This is a genomic window from Methylocystis sp., assembly GCF_050246715.1.
Lineage (GTDB): Bacteria > Pseudomonadota > Alphaproteobacteria > Rhizobiales > Beijerinckiaceae > Methylocystis.
On record NZ_JBFWVN010000024.1, the window covers coordinates 1 to 18,284 of the forward strand.

Consider the following 18,284-nt stretch of genomic DNA (forward strand, 5'->3'; position numbering starts at 1 on the left):
ACATCACCGGCACGACGGACGGGTCCTGCTTGGGCTCAAACTTCCAGAGAATCTTGTGGTCCGGATCCTTCAGGTCGAGCGCATAAACGATGTTGGGGAACGGCGTGTGCAGATACATCACGTCGCCGACGACGAGCGGCGCGCCTTCATGGCCGCGCAGAACGCCAGTCGAAAACTGCCAGGCCGGCGCGAGCTTGCCGACATTCTCGGTCGTGATCTGCTTGAGAGCGGAATGGCGCTGGTTGGCGTAATCGCCCGTCGGCATCACCCACTGCTTCGCGTCCTTCTGCAGAGTCAGCAACTCGTCCGAGCCGCCAGTCGGCGCCGCGCCACTGGGCATGCCCCAGGTTTGCGCATTCGCAGCGCCGGCGAGCGCGAGTACAGCCACCGAAGTCGACAACAACAGTTTGTGCATGAGCTTTTCCTCCTAGCGACGCCCGGCGCGCATTATCGTTGCGCCGCCGCCGACGTCGCGCCTCCTAGGCGCCTCGACATTGGGAAGGCGATTTCCGTTTATGTCTCATGCCAGCAGGACAAAACGTCCGCCAGCGGCGAGAAGCTCCCGGTTCCCGTCCGGGAGACATCTTTTAACTCGGAAACGGCCGGATAATATGTCGCTAAAGCTTGAATCGCAATCGCAAAAAACGTTGGCGCCGCCGGGCGATGCGTCGCATCCTGCAACCCGTAAAACAGCCAAGGCGAACAACATGTTGCGCTTCTTGCTGGGGCTCGTCGGGGCGATCGCGCCGCTCTTTGCCGCGCAGGCGGCGCCCGGCTTCTCCCTAAAGGAAATTGCGCCGGGGGTATACGCGCATCAGGGGAAAACTTCCCTGATGACAAGGGAGAATCTCGGCGACATCGCCAATCTCGGCGCGATCGTCGGCGACGGTTCCGTCGCGGTGATCGACACGGGCGGCAGCCTGATCGAAGGCCGCGCCTTTCTCGCCGCTTTGCGCGAAAAGACGCAGAAGCCGATCCGCTATGTCATCAACACCCATGCCCATCCAGACCATACGTTCGGCAATGGCGCCTTCGTCGAAACCGGCGCGACATTTGTAGGGCACAAGAATTTGCCACGGGCGCTTGCGGCGCGGGGGCCGCATTATCTTTCCGCCTTTCGCGATCAGATGGGCGACGCGCTCGACGGGGTCGCCATCGTGGCGCCGAGCGTGACCGTCGACGAGATGATGACGCTCGATCTCGGGCATCGCGAGATCGTCCTTCAGGCGTGGCGCACGGCGCATAGCGAATGCGATCTGACCATTCTCGACGAAAAGAGCGGCGTGCTCTTTTCGGGCGATCTGCTGTTCCTTCAGCATGTGCCGGTCGTCGACGGCAGCCTCCTCGGCTTTCTCGACGTCGCCGACAGGCTCGCGGCGATCAAGGCGACGCTGGTTGTCGCCGGCCATGGACCGATCCCGGCCCCCTGGCCGAAGGCGCTTGAAGATGAGCGCGCCTATCTGATGCGGCTCACCGCCGATCTTCGCGCCGCGATCAAAAAGGGCGACAGCGTCGCGGCCGCCGCCAAGACCGCCGGCGCCGAAGAGCGCGAGAAATGGCGGCTCTTCGACGATTACAACGCCCGCAACGCCACGGCCGGCTTCGCGGAACTGGAGTGGGAAGGACCGTAAATGACTTTGTCACGTGACGCCGATGGAAGCGGCGCTTATTCTCGTCCGCAGATCAGCGCTCTTGCCGTCATTGCGAGAAGCGCAGCGACGAAGAAATCCAGCTGAGCCTTGCCACTCTGGATTGCTTCGCTTCGCTCGCAATGACGAATTTGTTGGGAGGATGCCGGATGAATAGAGCAGCCCTTTGCGCCGCCGGCGCCCTCTTCGCGCTCGTCGCGACCGGCGCCCGCGCGGAAAGCGGGCCAGACCCCTGGCCGGGTCTCGTCACCGACATTTTCCAAAACCGCCCGATCGCGGCGGCTGACGGCGTCATCGCGCTCGAAGCGCCCGTGCGCGCCGAGGACGCGGCGATCGTGCCGATGACCATGCGCTTTTCAAACCCCGAGCAGATCAAAGTCGCGACGCTCGTCATCGACCAGAATCCGATGCCGATGGCGGCGGCCTTCACGCTCGGCGATAAATCCGGCGTCGGCTTCATCGAGACCCGCGTACGGGTGAATTCCTACTCCAACGTCCATGCGGTGGCCGAGACAAGCGACGGAAAGCTGCGCGCCGACGCCAAATTCGTCAAAGCCTCGGGCGGCTGTTCGGCGCCCGCCGTCAAGGACGAGGACGAGGCGGTCGCCAATCTCGGCAAGATGAAATATCGCGAATTCAAAAGCGCCGATCCGGCAAAGCGGGAAGCGCAGATCATGATCCGCCATCCGAACGCTTCGGGCATGCAGATGGACCCCGTCTCACGCGCCTATCTGCCGGCGCATTTCATCGACAAGGTCGAAGTCTTTCAGGGCGACGCGCCGATTTTCACGATGGAGGGCGGCATTTCGCTCTCAGAAGACCCCACCTTCCGCTTCACCTATGCGCCAAACGGCGCGAAGACGATCCGCGTGGAGGCGCATGACAATAAGGGCGGCGTCTATAAGGGCGAATGGCCGATCGGCGACGCCTCCTGATCGGCGCGCAACGGGTCTCGGCAAGATAATCGACGATAGCCGCCGCGCCGGTAAGCGCGGTCGCGCCGACACGCGCGTTTTCTGCCTAAATTCAAGGCAGTGCGCCAATTTGACCGAGCCGCGCCGATTGACGCGAGACATGCTGCTTCGCACAATCCTTGCAATGTACCTGCGCTACACGATTCGACGGAGGGGCGTGCGCCGCGAATCGCATGCAGGGCGGCAAGGAGGTCTTAATGGAATCGGTCAGGCAGTGGTTTCAGGATTGGTCGGACGCTTGCGAATACGCCAAGGAATGCGCCCCCGACTTCTCCTTCCTCTCATCCTTCACCCTTCGCGAACCCTATACGGCGCTGCTGAGCATTCTGGGCGCGTGCTGGCTTCTCTGGGCTTTCAATGAACGCTCGATCAGGCGGAGCGCCGCCGCCCTGCGCCGGCAAATGGCGCAGAGCGCCGCACTCTCCGGCGCGCGCGACGCGCTGCAGGAGATGAAAGGCCCGACCGGCAAGGAAGAAAAACTCGCCGCATAGACCCCGGTTTTTCGCACAGCATACGCCGCCACAGGCTTTCGAATCGGTTCGCGTCATTTACAATTGGCCGATTGCGACCAATTCAACACGATCCTGTCGCAACGGGCGATTTGAGAGCGCCCGGCGGCGCGCTATCCTTAAACGAGAGCCGACCGGCGCGAACCCGCGCCGGCGGGACAAGTTCGTCCGCCCAAGCGCCAAAAAGGAGCAACCAAGAAGAACAAACCGCCAAGCACCAAGAACAATGCGAACAATGTAGAAGGCGAGGATACATCATGGTCGAATTTTCCGTCGGCAACGGCGCTTGGGTTCTGGTCGGAGACGGCCGCCGCGCGCTCTTTTTCCAAAACCATGGCGACGCCGATCTGCTTGATCTTCGGGTCATCGAGACCCGCATCGACGAAAACCCGCCGACGCATGAGCAGGGAACCGACAAACCCGGCCGCAGCTTCACCTCCTTTTCGCCCGGCCGCAGCGCCGTGCAAAACGTCGATTGGCACGAACTGGAGGAAGAGCGCTTCGCCCGCGCCATGGCGGACCGCATCAATCAGGCGGCGGAATCCGGCGAATTGCACGCCATCGCGATTGTCGCGCCGCCGCGCGCCCTGGGCGAAATCCGCAAGGACCTGTCGGCCAAGGCGCAGAGCAAAGTGGTCGGCGAACTCGCCAAGGACCTCACCCGCCATCCGCTCAAGGACATCGAAAAAGCGCTGACCCGCGGCTGAGAGAGGCAGGGGAAAGTCGTCAAGACTCTCCCCTGCACAGACGGAGGCGAATCGTCCCAGCCCCGCCTCCGACGCTCGACTCTCGTGCGAGCTTGGCGATAATGCCGCATTTCTCCCAAGAAATCAGTGCGCTTTCGCACAATTCAGATAAAAGGCCGAATGTGACGCCGCATTTGCGCCGCAAAAATGACGCAGTGAAGCGTAGTTAGCTTCTGTTCGGCTGCGGCGCGACTATTTTCGAAGACGGCGGTCTTATGGGGCGAAGAAGGATCATAGTGGCGGCGTTTTTCGCGCTCGCCGTCAGCGCTTGCGCCAGCCGTCCGCACGGAACGCTCGTCGCGACCAACCAGGTTGCGCCCGGCGCGAGCGTCGTCGACCTGCTTGTCGTCACGACCAGGGCGCCGGACCCGTCGGAGCCAGGCGTCATCTTCTCCGGCGAACGCGGCCGGGGCGTCCACTTCGCCGACATCGCCGTTTCGATTCCGCCGGACGCCGCCCGCGTTATCGGCGAGGTGCAATGGCCGCAAGCGCCCGTTCCCGATCCCGCCACCCAATTCGTCGCCGTTCACGCCGACGTTCTCAGCAGAGAGGCGGCGATCGCGGCGTTCAACGCCCGCATCCGCAAGACGCCGAAGCGGCAGGTGCTGCTCTTCGTTCACGGCTACAACACGCGTTTCGAGGAAGCCGTCTATCGTTTCGCGCAGATCGTCCATGACTCGGGCGCCGACGTGACGCCGGTGCTCTTCACCTGGCCGTCGCGCGGCCGGCTGCTGCAATATGGCTATGATCATGAGAGCGCCAGCTATTCGCGCGACGCCCTGGAAGGCGTTCTTCAGGCGTTGCAACGCGACCGGGACGTCGGCGAAATTTCGATCCTCGCGCATTCCATGGGCAATTGGGTGACGCTCGAAGCGCTGCGCCAGATGGCGATCCGCAACGGCAAGATCGGATCGAAAATCGAGAATGTCATGCTTGCCGCGCCCGACGTCGATTTCGACGTCTTCAGGCGCCAGATTGCCGAAATCGGGATTCGGCCTTCCGTCTTCACGCTGTTCGCCTCAAGGGACGATGACGCGCTCGCCGCGTCGCGCCGGTTCTGGGGCAATACGCGGCTGGGGGCGGTCGATCCGAACGCGCCGCCCTATCGGGACGTCCTCGATCGCGATCAGGTCAAAGCCATCGATCTGACCAATGTCGCGTCGAGCGATCGTTTGGGGCACAGCACCTTCGCCTCCTCCCCCGAGGTCGTGCGTTCGATTGGCGTGAGACTTGCGCAGGGGCAGCCGCTCAGGGAAGGCCAGGCGGGTGTCGGCGATCGGCTAGGGCTGATGACCTCTGGCGCGGTTTCGGCGGTCGGCGGCGTCGCCGGCGCGGCGGTCGCGGCGCCCTTCGCCATCGTCGATCCGGCGACTCGCGAGAATTTGAGCGAACATCTCAACGCCGCCGGCCAAAGCCTTGATCCGTAATATTAACCGAGCAGCGATTTCGGCTTCGAAAGCGCCTCTATTTTAACGTTCTGTTGCGACAATGTAACAGCCAACGAGGCTGATCGTCGTTAGGGTCAAGCGCTCGCGACGATCATCGCACGGGACATCACTCAAATGTCGTTTAAGCGTCAGCTTCTCGCCGTTCTGGCGGTCGCCTTCTGCGTGTCTTCAGCGCGAGCTGAAAATGCTCCTTCCTGGTGGAAGCCGCCGATATCGGAACGGCCCGCCTCGAAGCGCGCGGTCGACGGCGTCAACGGCAAGCTCGAAGGATTCGGCGGCGGCTCGGACTGGCTCGGCTTCGCGCGTTTGAACAACGCCTCGGCCGGCGGGGCCGGGTCGATTACCGCCCCCGTCGGCGACCGTTTCGGCTTTCAGATCGACACGCTCGCGGCGGCGCATCGCGGCTTCTTCGTCGCCGCCGGCGCCGGGCACGCCTTCTGGCGCGATCCGAGCGTCGGTCTTCTCGGAACTTATGGATCGATCGGCAACGACAAGCGTCTTGACGACACGCGCTTCCGCCTGGGCGCGGAAGGCGCTTATTATTACGGACCCTTTTCGCTCGCCAGCGTCGCCGGCTACGAGGAGAGTTCCGGACATTTTTTCACGCCGCTGGGCTATGGGCCAGGGGTTCTCGCCTATCAATGGCAGCCGCGGCGCGGGCGCTTCTTCGACATGTTCGATATCAGCGTCTATCCGACCTACAACGTTAAAATTTCAGTCGGTCACCGTTACGTCGGCGGGCGTCACGCGGCGGCGCTCAGCGGCGAGGCTCTCGTCTGGAATCTCGGCAATTCAGCGGTCACCGGCTTCGTCGAAAGCCGCGTCGGCGAAAATGATTACAAGGCCGTCTGGGGCGGCATTCGCATCTATCTCGGCCAGAGCGACAAAACTCTCATCAGCCGGCACCGTGAAGACGCCGCGCCGAACTGGCTGAAGGACGACATGTTCGCCTCGCAGAACAGCGTCCGCACCGGCGCGACGCCCGTGTTTTTCCCCAGGCCGTAGAACCGGCTTCTCATTCTCTGCGCTGCGACAACCGCGTGAGGAAGCGCATGAGCGATTCGACGTCTGATCCCGGTCGTATGTCGCCGCGCATCGCGGCGCTCGCCGCCGCGGCGCCAGTGCTCACCGCCGCGCTGCTCGGCAATTTCGCCACGACGCCGAATATCGCGCCCTGGTACGACGTGCTCGCCAAGCCGGCGCTGACGCCGCCGAACTGGCTGTTCGGTCCGGTCTGGACCGCGCTGTACGTCTTGATGGCCTATGCCTTGTACCGCATCCTGCGGCTTGCGCCGGAGACGCCAGGGCGGCGCGCCGCGATCTTCATCTTTTTCGCGCAGCTCGGCTTGAATGCGGCCTGGTCCTTCGCTTTCTTTTCGGCGCGAAGCCCTCTGCTCGGACTCGCTGTCATTCTGCCGATGGAGGCGATTCTCGTCGCGACGACCATCCACTTCTATCGGCTTGACCGCATTGCCGGATATTGTCTCGCGCCTACCGCATTCTGGGCGGCCTTCGCGATCTATCTCAACGCGGGAATATTTGTCCTCAATTCTTAGAAAGGCGCCGATCGCGCGGCCGCGACATAGGCGTCGGCGTCCTTCTGCAAGAGCAGCCGCTCCTTGACGAGCTTGTCGGCGACGATCCGCATCGTCGCGACGAAATAGGCGCGCGATCCATAGCGCTCGACGAGCGACGCGCGCGGATCGGCGTTCTTCTCGCGATCCGCCTTCGTCGCGGCGAAGGGAAGCGCCGCGCCAGCGACACAGCGTCGTCCCTTCTTGTCCCTTTGCGCATTGAAGCCGGCGAAGGTCGCGATCGGGAGTGCGAGATCGGGCAGGCGCAGGCCCGCGATCTCATTGCCGTCGACGTCGATTTTCGCAACGTGGCGGTCGCCTTGCGGCGGCGACGGCAAAGCAGGGATTTTCGGCCATTTCAACTCCTGCGCCGGCGCCAGATCCGAGTCGAGCGGCGCGCGCGAGGCTGGCGGCGCGACGCCCTTCGCCGTCCATTCGTCGAGCGCGACGAACAGCGCGCGCTGCGCCGGGGCCGACGCGCGCGCGTTAATCGGCGCGACGCAATTCGTCGCGGTCGTCGAAGAGACAAGTCCGGCGAGATAGAAGCGTCGGCCATTCGGCGGCGCGCTTTTGACGAATTCGATGCGCGGCTTCTCACGCCAATAGGCGTCGGCGCCCCAGGTCGCGATGAAGCGCGTCGGCGCAGCGGGCTCGCGGGTGGCGTCTTCGAGCAACAGCCCGTCGAACGCCGAAGCCGCGCCCGACATGGCGTCGGCGTCGGCACCTTGCGCCCGGCCGAGGATGCGCTTCATCTTTAGCGCGCCGCGAAGATGGCCGAGGACATCGCGCAGCGCCGGCTCCCTGGCTTTGTCGGGGAGCTTGGCGAGATCGAGGGTCAGCACGGCGAGCCCGTGCTCAAGCGCGAGCGGCTTCACATTGTCGCTTGGCTGCATCTCGATCAGAATCGATTTTGTGCTGGCTAGCGGCTGAGCCGGCTTCAAAAGCGTTCCCGCTATCTCATATGACTCGCCGTCGAGTTTCACCGTCGCGGAAACCGCTTCTTCTGCGCCATTTGTACGGGTCTCGAATTTTACGAACTCGGCATGCGCCCCGCCGGCAAAGGCCAGCGACGCAAGCAGCGCGGCGCGCCTGGCGCGCGCGCGCATGTTTGTCAATCCAGCTCGCGATTTTGCGCAGATCCGCGATGAAGCTTCGCCCTGCTTGGCGCTTATCCGATTCATTCTTCAAGCGTAGCAGAGAAGGCGGATTCCGTCGCCGACGGTCGAACGCGCCTGGGTGGAAGAGCTGATGTCGGATAGAATCGTCTCGGGACGGAAGACGCTCCGGTCAAAGCGTCTTCAAATATTCGAGCAAGGCGCGCTTTTCCGCATCGCTCAGCGCCGTTCCATAGTCGTGGCCGCAATGGCTGACGCCCGAACCTCTATTGCAATCCGTTGTCATCGGGAAAGCCGACGCCGGCTGCTCAGCGGCCAAGCCGACAGCGGAAATATCATAGGCCGGACCGACCTTGAAATCATTGACGCGCGCCTGCGGCGGCTTCAACAATTCTGCGAGCGACGGCACAGAGGCGTTGTGCAGATAGGGCGCCGCGGCCCAAATCCCTTCAAGGACGCGGGCTTCGTATTTGATCTTGCCATCGGGTTGCGGCGCGCGACGGCAGGCCCAACGTCCGGCGCCCGGCGTGCCGGGGATCTTGAAGACGCCCTTCAGCTCTTCGATGAGCGGCTGCAGTATCGCCATCGTCACATCGGCCCTCTTGCGTTCGAGCGCATTCATCGTGATCGGCATGAAATGTTGCAGCATCGCGCCGCGCGTCGCGGTGGCGAGAACCGAGACCGGCGCGTCGTTCTTCTCAAGCGGCTGCGACACGAAGGGGATGGAAGCGCCCGTCAGCACGCCTGTGTCGACCTTCCAGTCGGGCGCGAAATATTGATATTCGCGCGCATCGGTGCCGACGTCCTGAACCGGGGTGCACCAAGTGTCCGGATTGAGCAGTCGCGGCTGTCCCTGATCAATGCCATGGCAATCGGCGCATCCGCCCTTTTCATAGGGACGCTGGTAGATGAGCTTGCCTTGGCCGGCGAGCGTGAGGTCGACGGGCCATGGCCATTTCGGCGGCCCGATCCGCTCGGTGAGATGCTCCAGTTCGATCAGCCCTTTGAAGTCGACTGAATTGGCTTTGACGTAATTGAAGCCGAGGAGATGCGAGGCGTCCTTCTCCGGGAAGAATTCGCCGAAGACGCCATAGACCTGTCCGACGTTTCTCGACATGGCGAGGATAGCGTCGCCATTATCGGCGAACCCCGGCCATTGCGTATGGTCCTGCCGCGGCGCGTTCCAAAGGAACGGCGGCCGCACCGGCGCGTCGGCCTTTCGCATGTTGTCGGGAATCATGTGCGTCGGCCCCGGCCCGATATCGAGGCCGGCGATGCGGTTGAGGATCATGCCGACGGCGTCGATCCGTCCGGCGCCCCAGGGCTTGTCCTTGGGCAGGCCCTTTTCGGTGATGGCGTGATGGCGCGCATACCACAGCTCGACTTCGGCGCGCAGCTTGGCTTCTTTATGCGGATCATAGGCGGTTCCGAGGACGGCCTTAGCGAAGTCCGTAAACGTCGTCGGACTGCCGAGAACTTTCCCAACGGCCGCGTCGAGATCGGCCCAAAGCGCGCCCAGGTCGGCAAGCGATGGGCCGCCGTCGATGCGATAGGCCTTTCCATCGACCTCGATCTGTCTTGTATGGCAGGCGGCGCATGTCGGCCCCAACACGCCATCGGCGACGACGAAACCGACCGGCAGACCCGGGGTCGGGCTCGCAGGATTGGCGAGATAGCCGTAGCGCGCGAATCCGTCCGCAACGAAGGGCTGGCCGTCGGCCTGTTTGAGCGCCTTGATCCAATCCCAGGGAATGAGGCGCGAGCCCTGGTTCAAACTGTAGTAGTCGTTCCAGGCCTTTTCGTCCCAAGGACCGGCGCCAGGAATGGAAGAGGGCTGTTCGACTCGTTCGAACGCCTGAGAGGCAGCAGGCGAGACTGCGGCGAAAATGACCGCGGCAAGCGCAACGGAGCGGAAGCTTTTGGTCATGCTCATCTCAATTCTTCTCAATGAACAGTCGATGCAAAACTCGAAAACGCTGATGCAAAACGCTTGGGGTCGGCGTGGCGCGCGCCGATGGTCGCCAATAAGCAGTCAATAGTTCGAATTGATGACGCACGCTAGAGCGCGGCCCGCGAAAAAGCTGAACCCGATTTTGCGCATGGCGCAGCGCTCTAAATTTTTGACATCGATCACGTCATTTGCATCGGGGCGATACTGCGCAAATGCAGATCTACAGTTTCGCCATGAAATTCGCGAAGGCGAGCGAACCTTCCGGCCAGGGCCCATGGCCGCTGTCGACATTGATGTGGCCGCTCGCCCCGGCGTCGATGAAATCGGCGCCGATGTCCCGCGCGAGATGTCGCGCGAAAAGAAGATCAGCGTATGGATCGTCGCTGCTACCGACCATCGCCGTCGGGAAGGGAAGCCGCGCGCGGGGAACCGGCAGAAAGGCGGAATCGACCGCCGGCAATTCGCGGATCGCTGCTTCCGATGGCGGCGCGACGAGAAAGGCGCCGGCGATCTTGTCGCCGAAAAGTTGCGCGGCATGCAGAGTCGCGATGACCCCGAGCGAATGCGCGACGATCACCACGGGCCGCGCGCTTGCGAGCGCCTCGCGCGCGATCGTCTCTTCCCATTCGGCGCGGATCGGCTTCTCGAAATCGCGTTGCGTCACGCGCCGCGCTGTCGAGAGCTTCGCCTGCCAACGCGTCTGCCAATGATCGGGGCCTGAACCGCTCCAGCCCGGAACGATCAGGATGTCGGCGTCGGCTGCGCGCATCAGGCGGTTTCGCGCGCGACAAAGGCGCCGGTGAGCGCCTCCTCGATCAGCTTGCGCGTCTCGGCGACGCCGTAAAGCGCGATGAAGGAGCCAAAACGCGGCCCCTTCTTCTCGCCGAGCAGCACTTCATAGAGCATGTTGAAGAAATCATTGGAGACGCCGGGACGCTCGGGCGTCGCGCCCTTGGCGGCGAAGTCTTGATAGCGCGGCACGGCGCGGGCGACATCGTAAAGCGCCGTCTGAATCTCTTCCGCGCTGGCCTGCTCCATGCCGGCGAGCGTCACGTCGATCTTTTGCAGCACTTCGCGTTCGACATCGTCGGCGGCGCGGTAGCTCTTCGCCGGCTTCACGAAATCGCGAAAATAAGCGACGGCGTAGCCGACGAGCTTGTCGAGCCGCGGATGATTCTCGGGCGTCACTGAGGGCGCATAGCGGCGCAGGAAGCCCCAGAGCACGGCCGGGTCTTCGGCGTTGGCGACCGCAGCGAGGTTGAGCAGCATCGAGAAGGAGACGCTGGTTCCCTTCGCCTCGCCCATGTGTACGAGTATTTCCGCTTCCGGCGGATCGCCGGCGTGAATATGCCAGACCGGATTGCCGAGACGATTCTTCCAATCCTGGCGCGGATAGGCATCGAGAAAATTCAGATAATCGTCCACGGCGCGCGGGATCACGTCGAAATAGAGCCGCTTCGCCGCCGAGGGCTTTTGAAACATGAATTGCGCCAGACTCTCTGGGCTGGCGTAAGTCAGCCATTCCTCGATCGTCAGGCCATTGCCCTTCGACTTCGAAATCTTTTGGCCCTTTTCGTCGAGGAAGAGTTCGTAGTTGAACCCTTCCGGCGCCCGGCCGCCGAGCGCGCGCACGATCGCGCCCGAGAGCTTCACCGACTCGATGAGGTCCTTGCCGGCCATCTCGTAATCGACATTGAGCGCATACCAGCGCATCGCCCAGTCGGGCTTCCATTGCAACTTGCAATGGCCGCCGGTGACGGGCGTCGTGAATTTTTCTCCTGTGTCCGGATCGGTCCACGAGATCGTTCCGGCTTCAGCGTCATAAGCGTCGAGCGGAACCTGCATGACGATGCCGGTCTTGGGATGTACGGGTAAAAACGGCGAATAGGTCGCGGCCCGCTCCTCGCGAAAGCTCGGCAGCATGATTTTCATCACCGAATCGTAGCGCGCGAGCATGTGCTTCAACGCCGCGTCGAAACGGCCGCTTTTGTAATATTCCGTCGACGAGGCGAATTCATAGTCGAAGCCGAAGGCGTCGAGAAAGGCGCGCAGCCGCGCATTATTATGCGCGCCGAAACTATCATGCGTGCCGAAAGGGTCAGGCACCTGGGTCAGCGGCTTGCCGAGATTGGCGGCGACGAGTTCCTTGTTCGGAATATTGTCGGGGACCTTACGCAGCCCGTCCATGTCGTCGGAAAAGGCGAGGAGACGCGTCGCGATCTTGCCCTCGGTCATGACCTCGAAGGCGCGGCGCACCATGCTGGTGCGGGCGACCTCGCCGAACGTGCCGATATGCGGCAGGCCGGAAGGGCCATAGCCGGTCTCGAACAGCACGCTCTTCTGACCGCTCGCCTCGACCCGCTTGACCAGCTTTCGCGCCTCCTCGAACGGCCAGGCGGGCGAGACGCGCGCGGCGTCGACGAGTTCGGGCGACAAGAAAAGCTGTGCGGACATGGGAGGCGAGCTGGCCGATCTGGAAAGGGGAGCGCGGCACAGTAGGGAGAGGGGCTTAGCGCGTCAACGAAGAAGCCGGCTGGGTAGCGGGTCGATCTCTACAAAGCGCCAGGAGCGGACATTTCGGGGCTCCAAATGACGGCGCAAAGTTGTTGTAACAGAGTTTCAACGCCCTAAAGTAACTTCCACGGTTGCTCCCAAATTTTAGGGAACAGAAAATTCAGGGAGGGTGGCATGTATCCTAAGCCAACCCAAATATGGGGCTTCATTTTGGGGGCAATATCACTGTCTGCGTGCGGCAGTGGAGAAAAAGACGAAGCGCTCGGGCGTTTATTTACGGATTGCCAGATGTCGGCTCAATATGCGATGGCCGATTTGCCTCCAACGGGCGAAAAAAAGCACGCTGCAATTGGAGCGTACGTTGAACGATGCTTGAGAGAAGGCGGACTGCAACCACAGGCGGATGAGTCTTGCATTGAAACTCCTCAATCAGCGGAAGACGGCAAGAGCTTTGTCAAGCCTCTGAAAAAATGTTGGAAAGACAGCAAATCCTCTAACTGAAACCGTTTCGCTCGAATTGTCACCGAGCGGGAGTGATGACGAATAGCTGGCGTCTCTTCCGCCGAGGCGAAACGATCCATTACGCCAACGTCCGCCTACCCGACGCGACGGAGGCCAAGCGTCACAACCTGAAATTCAAACCGACCCGGCGCCGCCGGCTGAGGCCGGCATGCCGACCCAGCCGCAGCGATCGCCTGAGCCGTTTCGGACAGGAAAGCTCGCGACTGTTGCGCGCCGTCAATAGACAAGCGCGGCGGCGCCGATAAGCTCGACTGCGTATCTGACTCACGATCGGGCTTGCGGGGCCGAAGCGAGATGTGGCGACGGAGAGGATCGAGCGGGCCGGCCGCCCCGAAAGGGCGAGTGAGCTGGCGCAGCTTGATCGCCGCGGCTGGCGCCGGCGTCGCCGTCATCCTTGTGGCGACGATGGGCGCGCCGGCCCTGGCCGAAGACGCCCTCGTCTCCCTCGCCAAGCAGAAGTCACTGACCGACACGCCGGACGGCCCCAAGGACCAGTTGCGCAAGTTCGGGATCGACGTCGACGTCTGGATCACCCAGTTCGAGCAGGGCGTCACCTCCGGCGCGATCAAGCGGACGGCGCGCTACGGCGGCATAATGGACGCATTTCTGCACGTCGATGGCGAGAAGCTCGGCTTCTGGAAAGGGCTCAAATTCAACGCGCAATATGAGCATTACTTCGGCCGCAACGTGAACCGGCAGGATCTGGCGTTGCTGCCGGTCAATGTCGCCCAGGCTTTTATCGAGCGCGACGGCTATCACTCGGCCCTGTCGATGACCCTGACCCAGGAATTCAGCGAGCAGTTCTCGATCACGATCGGCAAGTTCAACATGCTGACGCTCGCCGCGCAGACGCCGCTTGTCGGCGGCGGCGGCATCGAGACTTTCATGAACCGCTCCTTCGCCCTGCCCTCGACCGGCATCGGCGTCAGCTCGCCGGAGAGCGTCGCCGACCGCCTGATCGTCGCCCCGCCCTATCTCCTCGGCGGCGTCGGCGCGCTCAAGACCAAATATTTCGACCTCAAGGTCATGGTCGCCGACCCGCGCAACGCGCAGCAGCCGCGCGTCATCCAGCGGCCGTTCGAGCGCGGCGTCGGCGCCGGGCTGATGCTGACCGTCCCCTTCGAGATCGGCGGGCTCCATGGCTTTCATACGGTTCGCGCCGCCTACAGCAGCGCAAGGGGGTTCGACCTCGAAGACATCGGCGAGAGCCAGAGGATCGCCCGTCTCAGGGGGATCACCAAAAAGGGCTATCGCTTCGTTTCCTACGCGGTCCAGCAATATCTGATGCAGAGCGCCGACGACCCCAAAGTCGGCTGGGGCGTGTTTTCGCTCGCGACCCTCTCGGACGGCAATCCCAATCCGGTCAAATGGAGCGTCGTCGCCGGTCTCGCCGGCAATAATCTGATGACGGGACGCGAAGACGATCGCTGGGGCGTCGGCTACTACCATTATCGACTGAGCCCGCTGCTCCTCTCCGGACTGGCGATGCGGCGGATTTACCGCCGCAGCGAGAGCGGCGTCGAAGCCTTCTACAATTTCGCGGTGACGCGATGGTTCCGGCTTTCAGGCGACGTCCAGATCATCGATCCGTGGAATCCGGTGAGAACGCGCGCGAGCTATCTCGGCCTGCGCCTGCAGACGAAATTTTAGGAAATCGGCTCGCCGGAAACAAAAAGGCGAAGCGTCCGTTTCCGAACGACCTCGCCCAAGGATTGCCCTCTGGCCTAATCCGGGAGCGCGACCTGCAGCGTCAATTCGCGCAGGAGACGCTACGCATATAACGGACTCGACCACGCTCATCAGCTTTCGGCGTGATGATGAGCGTGCAATCTTCATCCTCCGCGCCATAGGCGCGCCCCACTCGGATCGCCGGTCCGCGCGCCAGCGGACGCATGCCCACGTCGTTCAGGCTCACGGCGGCTTGGACGCCAGTGGCGACGGATCGGCTCTTCGGCTCGGATGTCGCCGAGGGCGCGGCCGCGACAGCAGCAACCGCGCAAATGGCGACGGTGAATCCGAGTACGATCCTTGACGTACGGCTTGCGAAAGGGCTTTCGCGCGAAACGGCCATTTAGGGCTCCCCACAGGGTGACCGGGAATTCAACCGCGGATCGCTACGCGAACACTGCGACCCTGGACGTTTCCTCTTTTTGCCGGGGAGAAACGCCGCACCCTGAGAATGGTTCCGCCGCAGTCATGAAATTTTAAGAATTCGCCTTAAATCCGCCTTATCGTTCAAGCCGCGCGATGAGGCTCGACGTATCCCAGCGCCGTCCGCCCATCTTCTCGACCTCGGCGTAAAACTGGTCGACCAACGCCGCGACCGGCAGGCGCGCGCCATTGCGCCGCGCCTCGGCGAGGCAGATCGCCAGGTCCTTGCGCATCCATTCGACCGCGAAGCCGAAGTCGAACTCTCCAGCCAGCATTGTTTTCGTTCTATTTTCCATCTGCCAGGATTGCGCCGCGCCATTCTTCAAGAGATCGATGACGTTTTCGGCGTCGAGTCCCGCGGCGCCGGCGAAATGCAACGCCTCGGCGAGACTCTGAACGAGGCCGGCGATGGCGATCTGATTGACCATCTTGGTGAGCTGCCCGGCGCCGGGCGGCCCCATCAGCCGGCAGGCCCGCGCGTAACAGGCGATCACCGGCTCAGCCTTGGCGAAGATCGACGGATCGCCGCCGCACATGACGGTCAGGGCTCCTTTTTCAGCCCCGGCCTGCCCGCCGGAGATCGGCGCGTCGATGAAGCCAAACCCGCGCTCGATCCCCGCCGCGTGGAGTTCGCGCGCGACCTCTGCCGACGCCGTCGTATGGTCGACGAAGATCGCGCCCGCCGACATTCCTGCGAAGGCGCCCTCCGCGCCGATCGTCACCGCCCGGAGATCGTCGTCATTGCCGACGCAGGAAAAGACGAAATCGGCGCCGAACGCCGCCTCGCCAGGGGTCGAGAACCGCTCCGCGCCGGGGTAGTCGGCGGTGAATTCTTCAGCCCTGGTATGGGTGCGGTTATAGACCCGCACTTTATGGCCGGAACGATGAAGGTGGCCGGCCATGGGATAGCCCATGACCCCAAGGCCGAGGAAAGCGACCGACGCAGATTCCATCAGCCGCCCGTCGTGCTCATGTGGCGGGGGACGGCGGCGGCCGGTGCCGCGCGGTCGATGATGAAGTCGTGGCCCTTGGGCTTGCGCAGGATCGCGGCTTCGATGGCCTCATGCAGCAGCGCGTCGTCGAGGCTTTCGCGCAGCGGCGCGCGCAGATCGGCGGCGTCCTCCTGGCCGAGGCACATGTAAAGCGTCCCGGTGCAGGTGACGCGCACGCGATTGCAGCTTTCGCAGAAATTATGGGTGAGCGGCGTGATGAAGCCGATGCGCCCGCCGGTCTCTCGCGCCCGCATATAGCGCGCCGGCCCGCCGGTGCGATCGTCGATCTCATCGAGCGTGAAGGCTTGGCTCAGACGGTCGCGAACCGCCTGCATCGGCAGATATTGGTCGGCGCGCTGTGGCCCCTCGAGTTCGCCGAGCGGCATCACTTCGATGAAGGTCATGTCCATCCCGCCGCCATGAGCGAAACGCACGAGCGGGACGAATTCGTCTTCATTGATCCCCTTCAGCGCCACGGCGTTGAGCTTCACCTTTAGGCCGGCGGCGCGGGCGGCGTCGATCCCCGCCAGCACCTGTTCATGGGCGCCGGTTCTGGTCAGCGCCCTGAACCGGCCGGAGTCGAGCGTGTCGAGCGAGACATTGACCCGCTTGACGCCGCAGTCGGCGAGTTCCCCGGCGAAGCGCGAAAGTTGCGAGCCATTGGTGGTGAGCGTCAGCTCCTCCAGCGCGCCGGTCGCGAGATGGCGCGACAAAGCGCGAAATAGTTTCATCACGTCGTGGCGCACCAGCGGCTCGCCGCCAGTGATCCGCAGCCTTTTCGTCCCCCGCGCGACAAAGGCGGCGCAGAGCCGATCGAGCTCCTCGAGCGTCAGCAGGTCGCGCCTCGGCAGGAACTGCATGTGTTCCGACATGCAATAGACGCAGCGGAAGTCGCATCGGTCGGTGACGGAGACGCGCAGATAGGAGATCGTCCGCCCGAAGGGGTCGACAAGCGGCGCCGGCGCGAGTGGCGCAGGCATCCTGGCGTGGGCGTTCATCCTCTCCTCGAACCGGCGGAAGTCTCGGGGTCTTCCATATATTGCCGGAACGCGGGCGCGTGAAGCCCGCACGCCGCCGAGCCGCCAGCCAGAGACCAGGATCGAGGCTCGCCAAGCGCCTCTCTATCGAGCGCCCCAGCCGAAATCCTTGTCGAGCAGGGCGTAGAGCTCCTCGTTATAGGGCTGGAAAAACGCGGCCAAATCCTCCCGAACACCGTCATCGAGTTCGCCGGAAGGTCCGGGATTGCGCTCTTCGATCAGGAGCGGCTCGACCTCAGGCAGGCCGAGGAAGGCGTAAATCCGCTTCGCGGTCGATTGAGGATCTTCGAAAAAATCAGCCGCGTCGACGATGAAAACCCGGTCTCTGCCGAATTGCTCAAAAAGAATTCGCATGAAGGGGGCGTAGATGCTGTGGCGCAAATAGCCGGCGCGCGCGCCCGAGAAGGCGTGCGGCTCCATCCCGCCGCCTCGTATCGTCGCCATTTCCGTTTCGATGAAAGTTTCAAAATCGGGAAAGCCCTTCCAATGCGGATCCTTCCCCCTGCGGTTCATGAATCGCTTCCGATCCCACCGCCAATGCGAAAAGGTGCGCTCGACCGGATCGCGCAGAACGCAAACGATGCGCAAATTCGGAAACATCGACTTCGCCAGAAATATCCAAAGGGGATTGCGCATCACTGGCGTGCAATAGCCGGTGACGGCGCCGCCATTGCGCCGCTCCGCCGCTTTTTGCGCCGCGAGCGTCGGGAAATGCGCCATCAGTTCGCGCATCGTGTCGGTGAAGGAGATTTCCTTCGACAAGGGCAAGACGACGTGCGGATGCTGAAGAATATAAGAGGAGAGAAAAGACGTGCCTGAGCGCACCGCGCCGATCGACGCGAAGGACGGCTCCATGCGCTGGCTGGAGCCAAGAGTCCGCGCCCACACCCGCCACTTCGGCGGATTGAAAAAATAATAGCGTCTGAACTGATGCGCGACTTCCAAGGGCAGATTCCGCCATGCGCCGCCGCCGTCGGATCGCCGCCGGAAGTCCTGATAGGGACGGTGGAGCGTCTCAAGCCTTTTCGGATCGACGGCGAGACCGGAAGAGGCCCCCTTCATCGGCATGTTGGGCGCGAGAACAGTCATGCGTCATTCTCCA

General features: G+C 62.9%; 17 protein-coding genes and 1 pseudogene. 9 read left to right on the forward strand and 9 right to left on the reverse strand.

Annotated features, from left to right (window positions below):
• Nucleotides 1-415: pseudogene (locus AB7I51_RS09325) on the reverse strand (PQQ-dependent dehydrogenase, methanol/ethanol family); the annotation flags it as partial.
• A gap of 292 nt (nucleotides 416-707) precedes the next feature.
• Between AB7I51_RS09325 and AB7I51_RS09330 the strand changes: the two are divergent.
• The 7 genes from AB7I51_RS09330 (at nucleotide 708) to AB7I51_RS09360 (ending at nucleotide 6,882) form a co-directional block, all read left to right on the forward strand.
• A complete protein-coding gene (locus AB7I51_RS09330; protein WP_428404022.1) occupies nucleotides 708-1,631 on the forward strand; it encodes a quinoprotein relay system zinc metallohydrolase 2 in 924 nt (307 codons plus the stop codon).
• Between the two features lie 167 nt (nucleotides 1,632-1,798).
• Nucleotides 1,799-2,584, forward strand: a complete 786-nt coding sequence (locus AB7I51_RS09335) for a quinoprotein dehydrogenase-associated SoxYZ-like carrier (RefSeq protein ID WP_428404021.1) — start codon at nucleotides 1,799-1,801, stop codon at nucleotides 2,582-2,584.
• Nucleotides 2,585-2,820: 236 nt separating this feature from the next.
• Complete coding sequence (locus AB7I51_RS09340) at nucleotides 2,821-3,114, forward strand: hypothetical protein (protein WP_428404020.1); 294 nt, start codon at nucleotides 2,821-2,823, stop codon at nucleotides 3,112-3,114.
• 275 nt (nucleotides 3,115-3,389) lie between these two features.
• Complete coding sequence (locus AB7I51_RS09345; protein ID WP_428404019.1) at nucleotides 3,390-3,839, forward strand: host attachment protein; 450 nt, start codon at nucleotides 3,390-3,392, stop codon at nucleotides 3,837-3,839.
• Nucleotides 3,840-4,093: 254 nt separating this feature from the next.
• Entirely contained in the window at nucleotides 4,094-5,305 is a 1,212-nt protein-coding gene (locus tag AB7I51_RS09350) for an alpha/beta hydrolase (RefSeq protein ID WP_428404018.1), read from the forward strand.
• A 135-nt stretch (nucleotides 5,306-5,440) separates the two neighbouring features.
• On the forward strand, nucleotides 5,441-6,331 hold the full coding sequence (locus tag AB7I51_RS09355; RefSeq protein ID WP_428404017.1) for a hypothetical protein: 891 nt from the start codon (nucleotides 5,441-5,443) through the stop codon (nucleotides 6,329-6,331).
• A gap of 47 nt (nucleotides 6,332-6,378) precedes the next feature.
• Entirely contained in the window at nucleotides 6,379-6,882 is a 504-nt protein-coding gene (locus AB7I51_RS09360) for a TspO/MBR family protein (RefSeq protein WP_428404016.1), read from the forward strand.
• Here the strand turns inward: AB7I51_RS09360 and AB7I51_RS09365 are convergent.
• The 4 genes from AB7I51_RS09365 to AB7I51_RS09380 form a co-directional block, all read right to left on the reverse strand.
• On the reverse strand, nucleotides 6,879-8,006 hold the full coding sequence (locus AB7I51_RS09365) for an alpha/beta hydrolase domain-containing protein (protein ID WP_428404015.1): 1,128 nt from the start codon (nucleotides 8,004-8,006) through the stop codon (nucleotides 6,879-6,881). The two genes, AB7I51_RS09360 and AB7I51_RS09365, sit on opposite strands and share 4 nt — an antisense overlap.
• A gap of 181 nt (nucleotides 8,007-8,187) precedes the next feature.
• Nucleotides 8,188-9,948 carry a di-heme-cytochrome C peroxidase gene (locus AB7I51_RS09370; RefSeq protein ID WP_428404014.1) on the reverse strand — a complete coding sequence of 587 codons (1,761 nt, stop codon included), beginning with the start codon at nucleotides 9,946-9,948 and terminating at the stop codon, nucleotides 8,188-8,190.
• A 238-nt stretch (nucleotides 9,949-10,186) separates the two neighbouring features.
• Nucleotides 10,187-10,735, reverse strand: coding sequence for an RBBP9/YdeN family alpha/beta hydrolase (locus AB7I51_RS09375; RefSeq protein WP_428404013.1), 549 nt, complete (start codon nucleotides 10,733-10,735; stop codon nucleotides 10,187-10,189).
• Nucleotides 10,735-12,420 carry a lysine--tRNA ligase gene (locus AB7I51_RS09380; protein WP_428404012.1) on the reverse strand — a complete coding sequence of 562 codons (1,686 nt, stop codon included), beginning with the start codon at nucleotides 12,418-12,420 and terminating at the stop codon, nucleotides 10,735-10,737. The genes AB7I51_RS09375 and AB7I51_RS09380 overlap by 1 nt, the downstream gene beginning before the upstream one ends.
• 234 nt (nucleotides 12,421-12,654) lie before the next feature.
• Between AB7I51_RS09380 and AB7I51_RS09385 the strand changes: the two genes are divergently transcribed.
• Nucleotides 12,655-12,981: a hypothetical protein gene (locus AB7I51_RS09385; protein ID WP_428404011.1), complete on the forward strand. Its 327-nt coding sequence runs from the start codon at nucleotides 12,655-12,657 to the stop codon at nucleotides 12,979-12,981.
• A gap of 363 nt (nucleotides 12,982-13,344) precedes the next feature.
• Nucleotides 13,345-14,652, forward strand: coding sequence for a carbohydrate porin (locus AB7I51_RS09390; protein ID WP_428404010.1), 1,308 nt, complete (start codon nucleotides 13,345-13,347; stop codon nucleotides 14,650-14,652).
• Between the two features lie 100 nt (nucleotides 14,653-14,752).
• On the opposite strand, the gene AB7I51_RS09395 is transcribed toward AB7I51_RS09390, so the two are convergent.
• The 4 genes from AB7I51_RS09395 to AB7I51_RS09410 form a co-directional block, all read right to left on the reverse strand.
• Nucleotides 14,753-15,073: a hypothetical protein gene (locus AB7I51_RS09395; RefSeq protein WP_428404009.1), complete on the reverse strand. Its 321-nt coding sequence runs from the start codon at nucleotides 15,071-15,073 to the stop codon at nucleotides 14,753-14,755.
• 157 nt (nucleotides 15,074-15,230) lie between these two features.
• Nucleotides 15,231-16,106, reverse strand: a complete 876-nt coding sequence (locus AB7I51_RS09400) for an NAD(P)-dependent oxidoreductase (protein ID WP_428404008.1) — start codon at nucleotides 16,104-16,106, stop codon at nucleotides 15,231-15,233.
• A complete protein-coding gene (gene moaA / locus AB7I51_RS09405; RefSeq protein WP_428404007.1) occupies nucleotides 16,106-17,143 on the reverse strand; it encodes a GTP 3',8-cyclase MoaA in 1,038 nt (345 codons plus the stop codon). Before moaA ends, AB7I51_RS09400 begins: the two co-directional genes overlap by 1 nt.
• A gap of 123 nt (nucleotides 17,144-17,266) precedes the next feature.
• Nucleotides 17,267-18,271, reverse strand: coding sequence for a sulfotransferase family protein (locus tag AB7I51_RS09410; RefSeq protein ID WP_428404006.1), 1,005 nt, complete (start codon nucleotides 18,269-18,271; stop codon nucleotides 17,267-17,269).
• Between the last annotated feature and the right edge of the window lie 13 nt (nucleotides 18,272-18,284).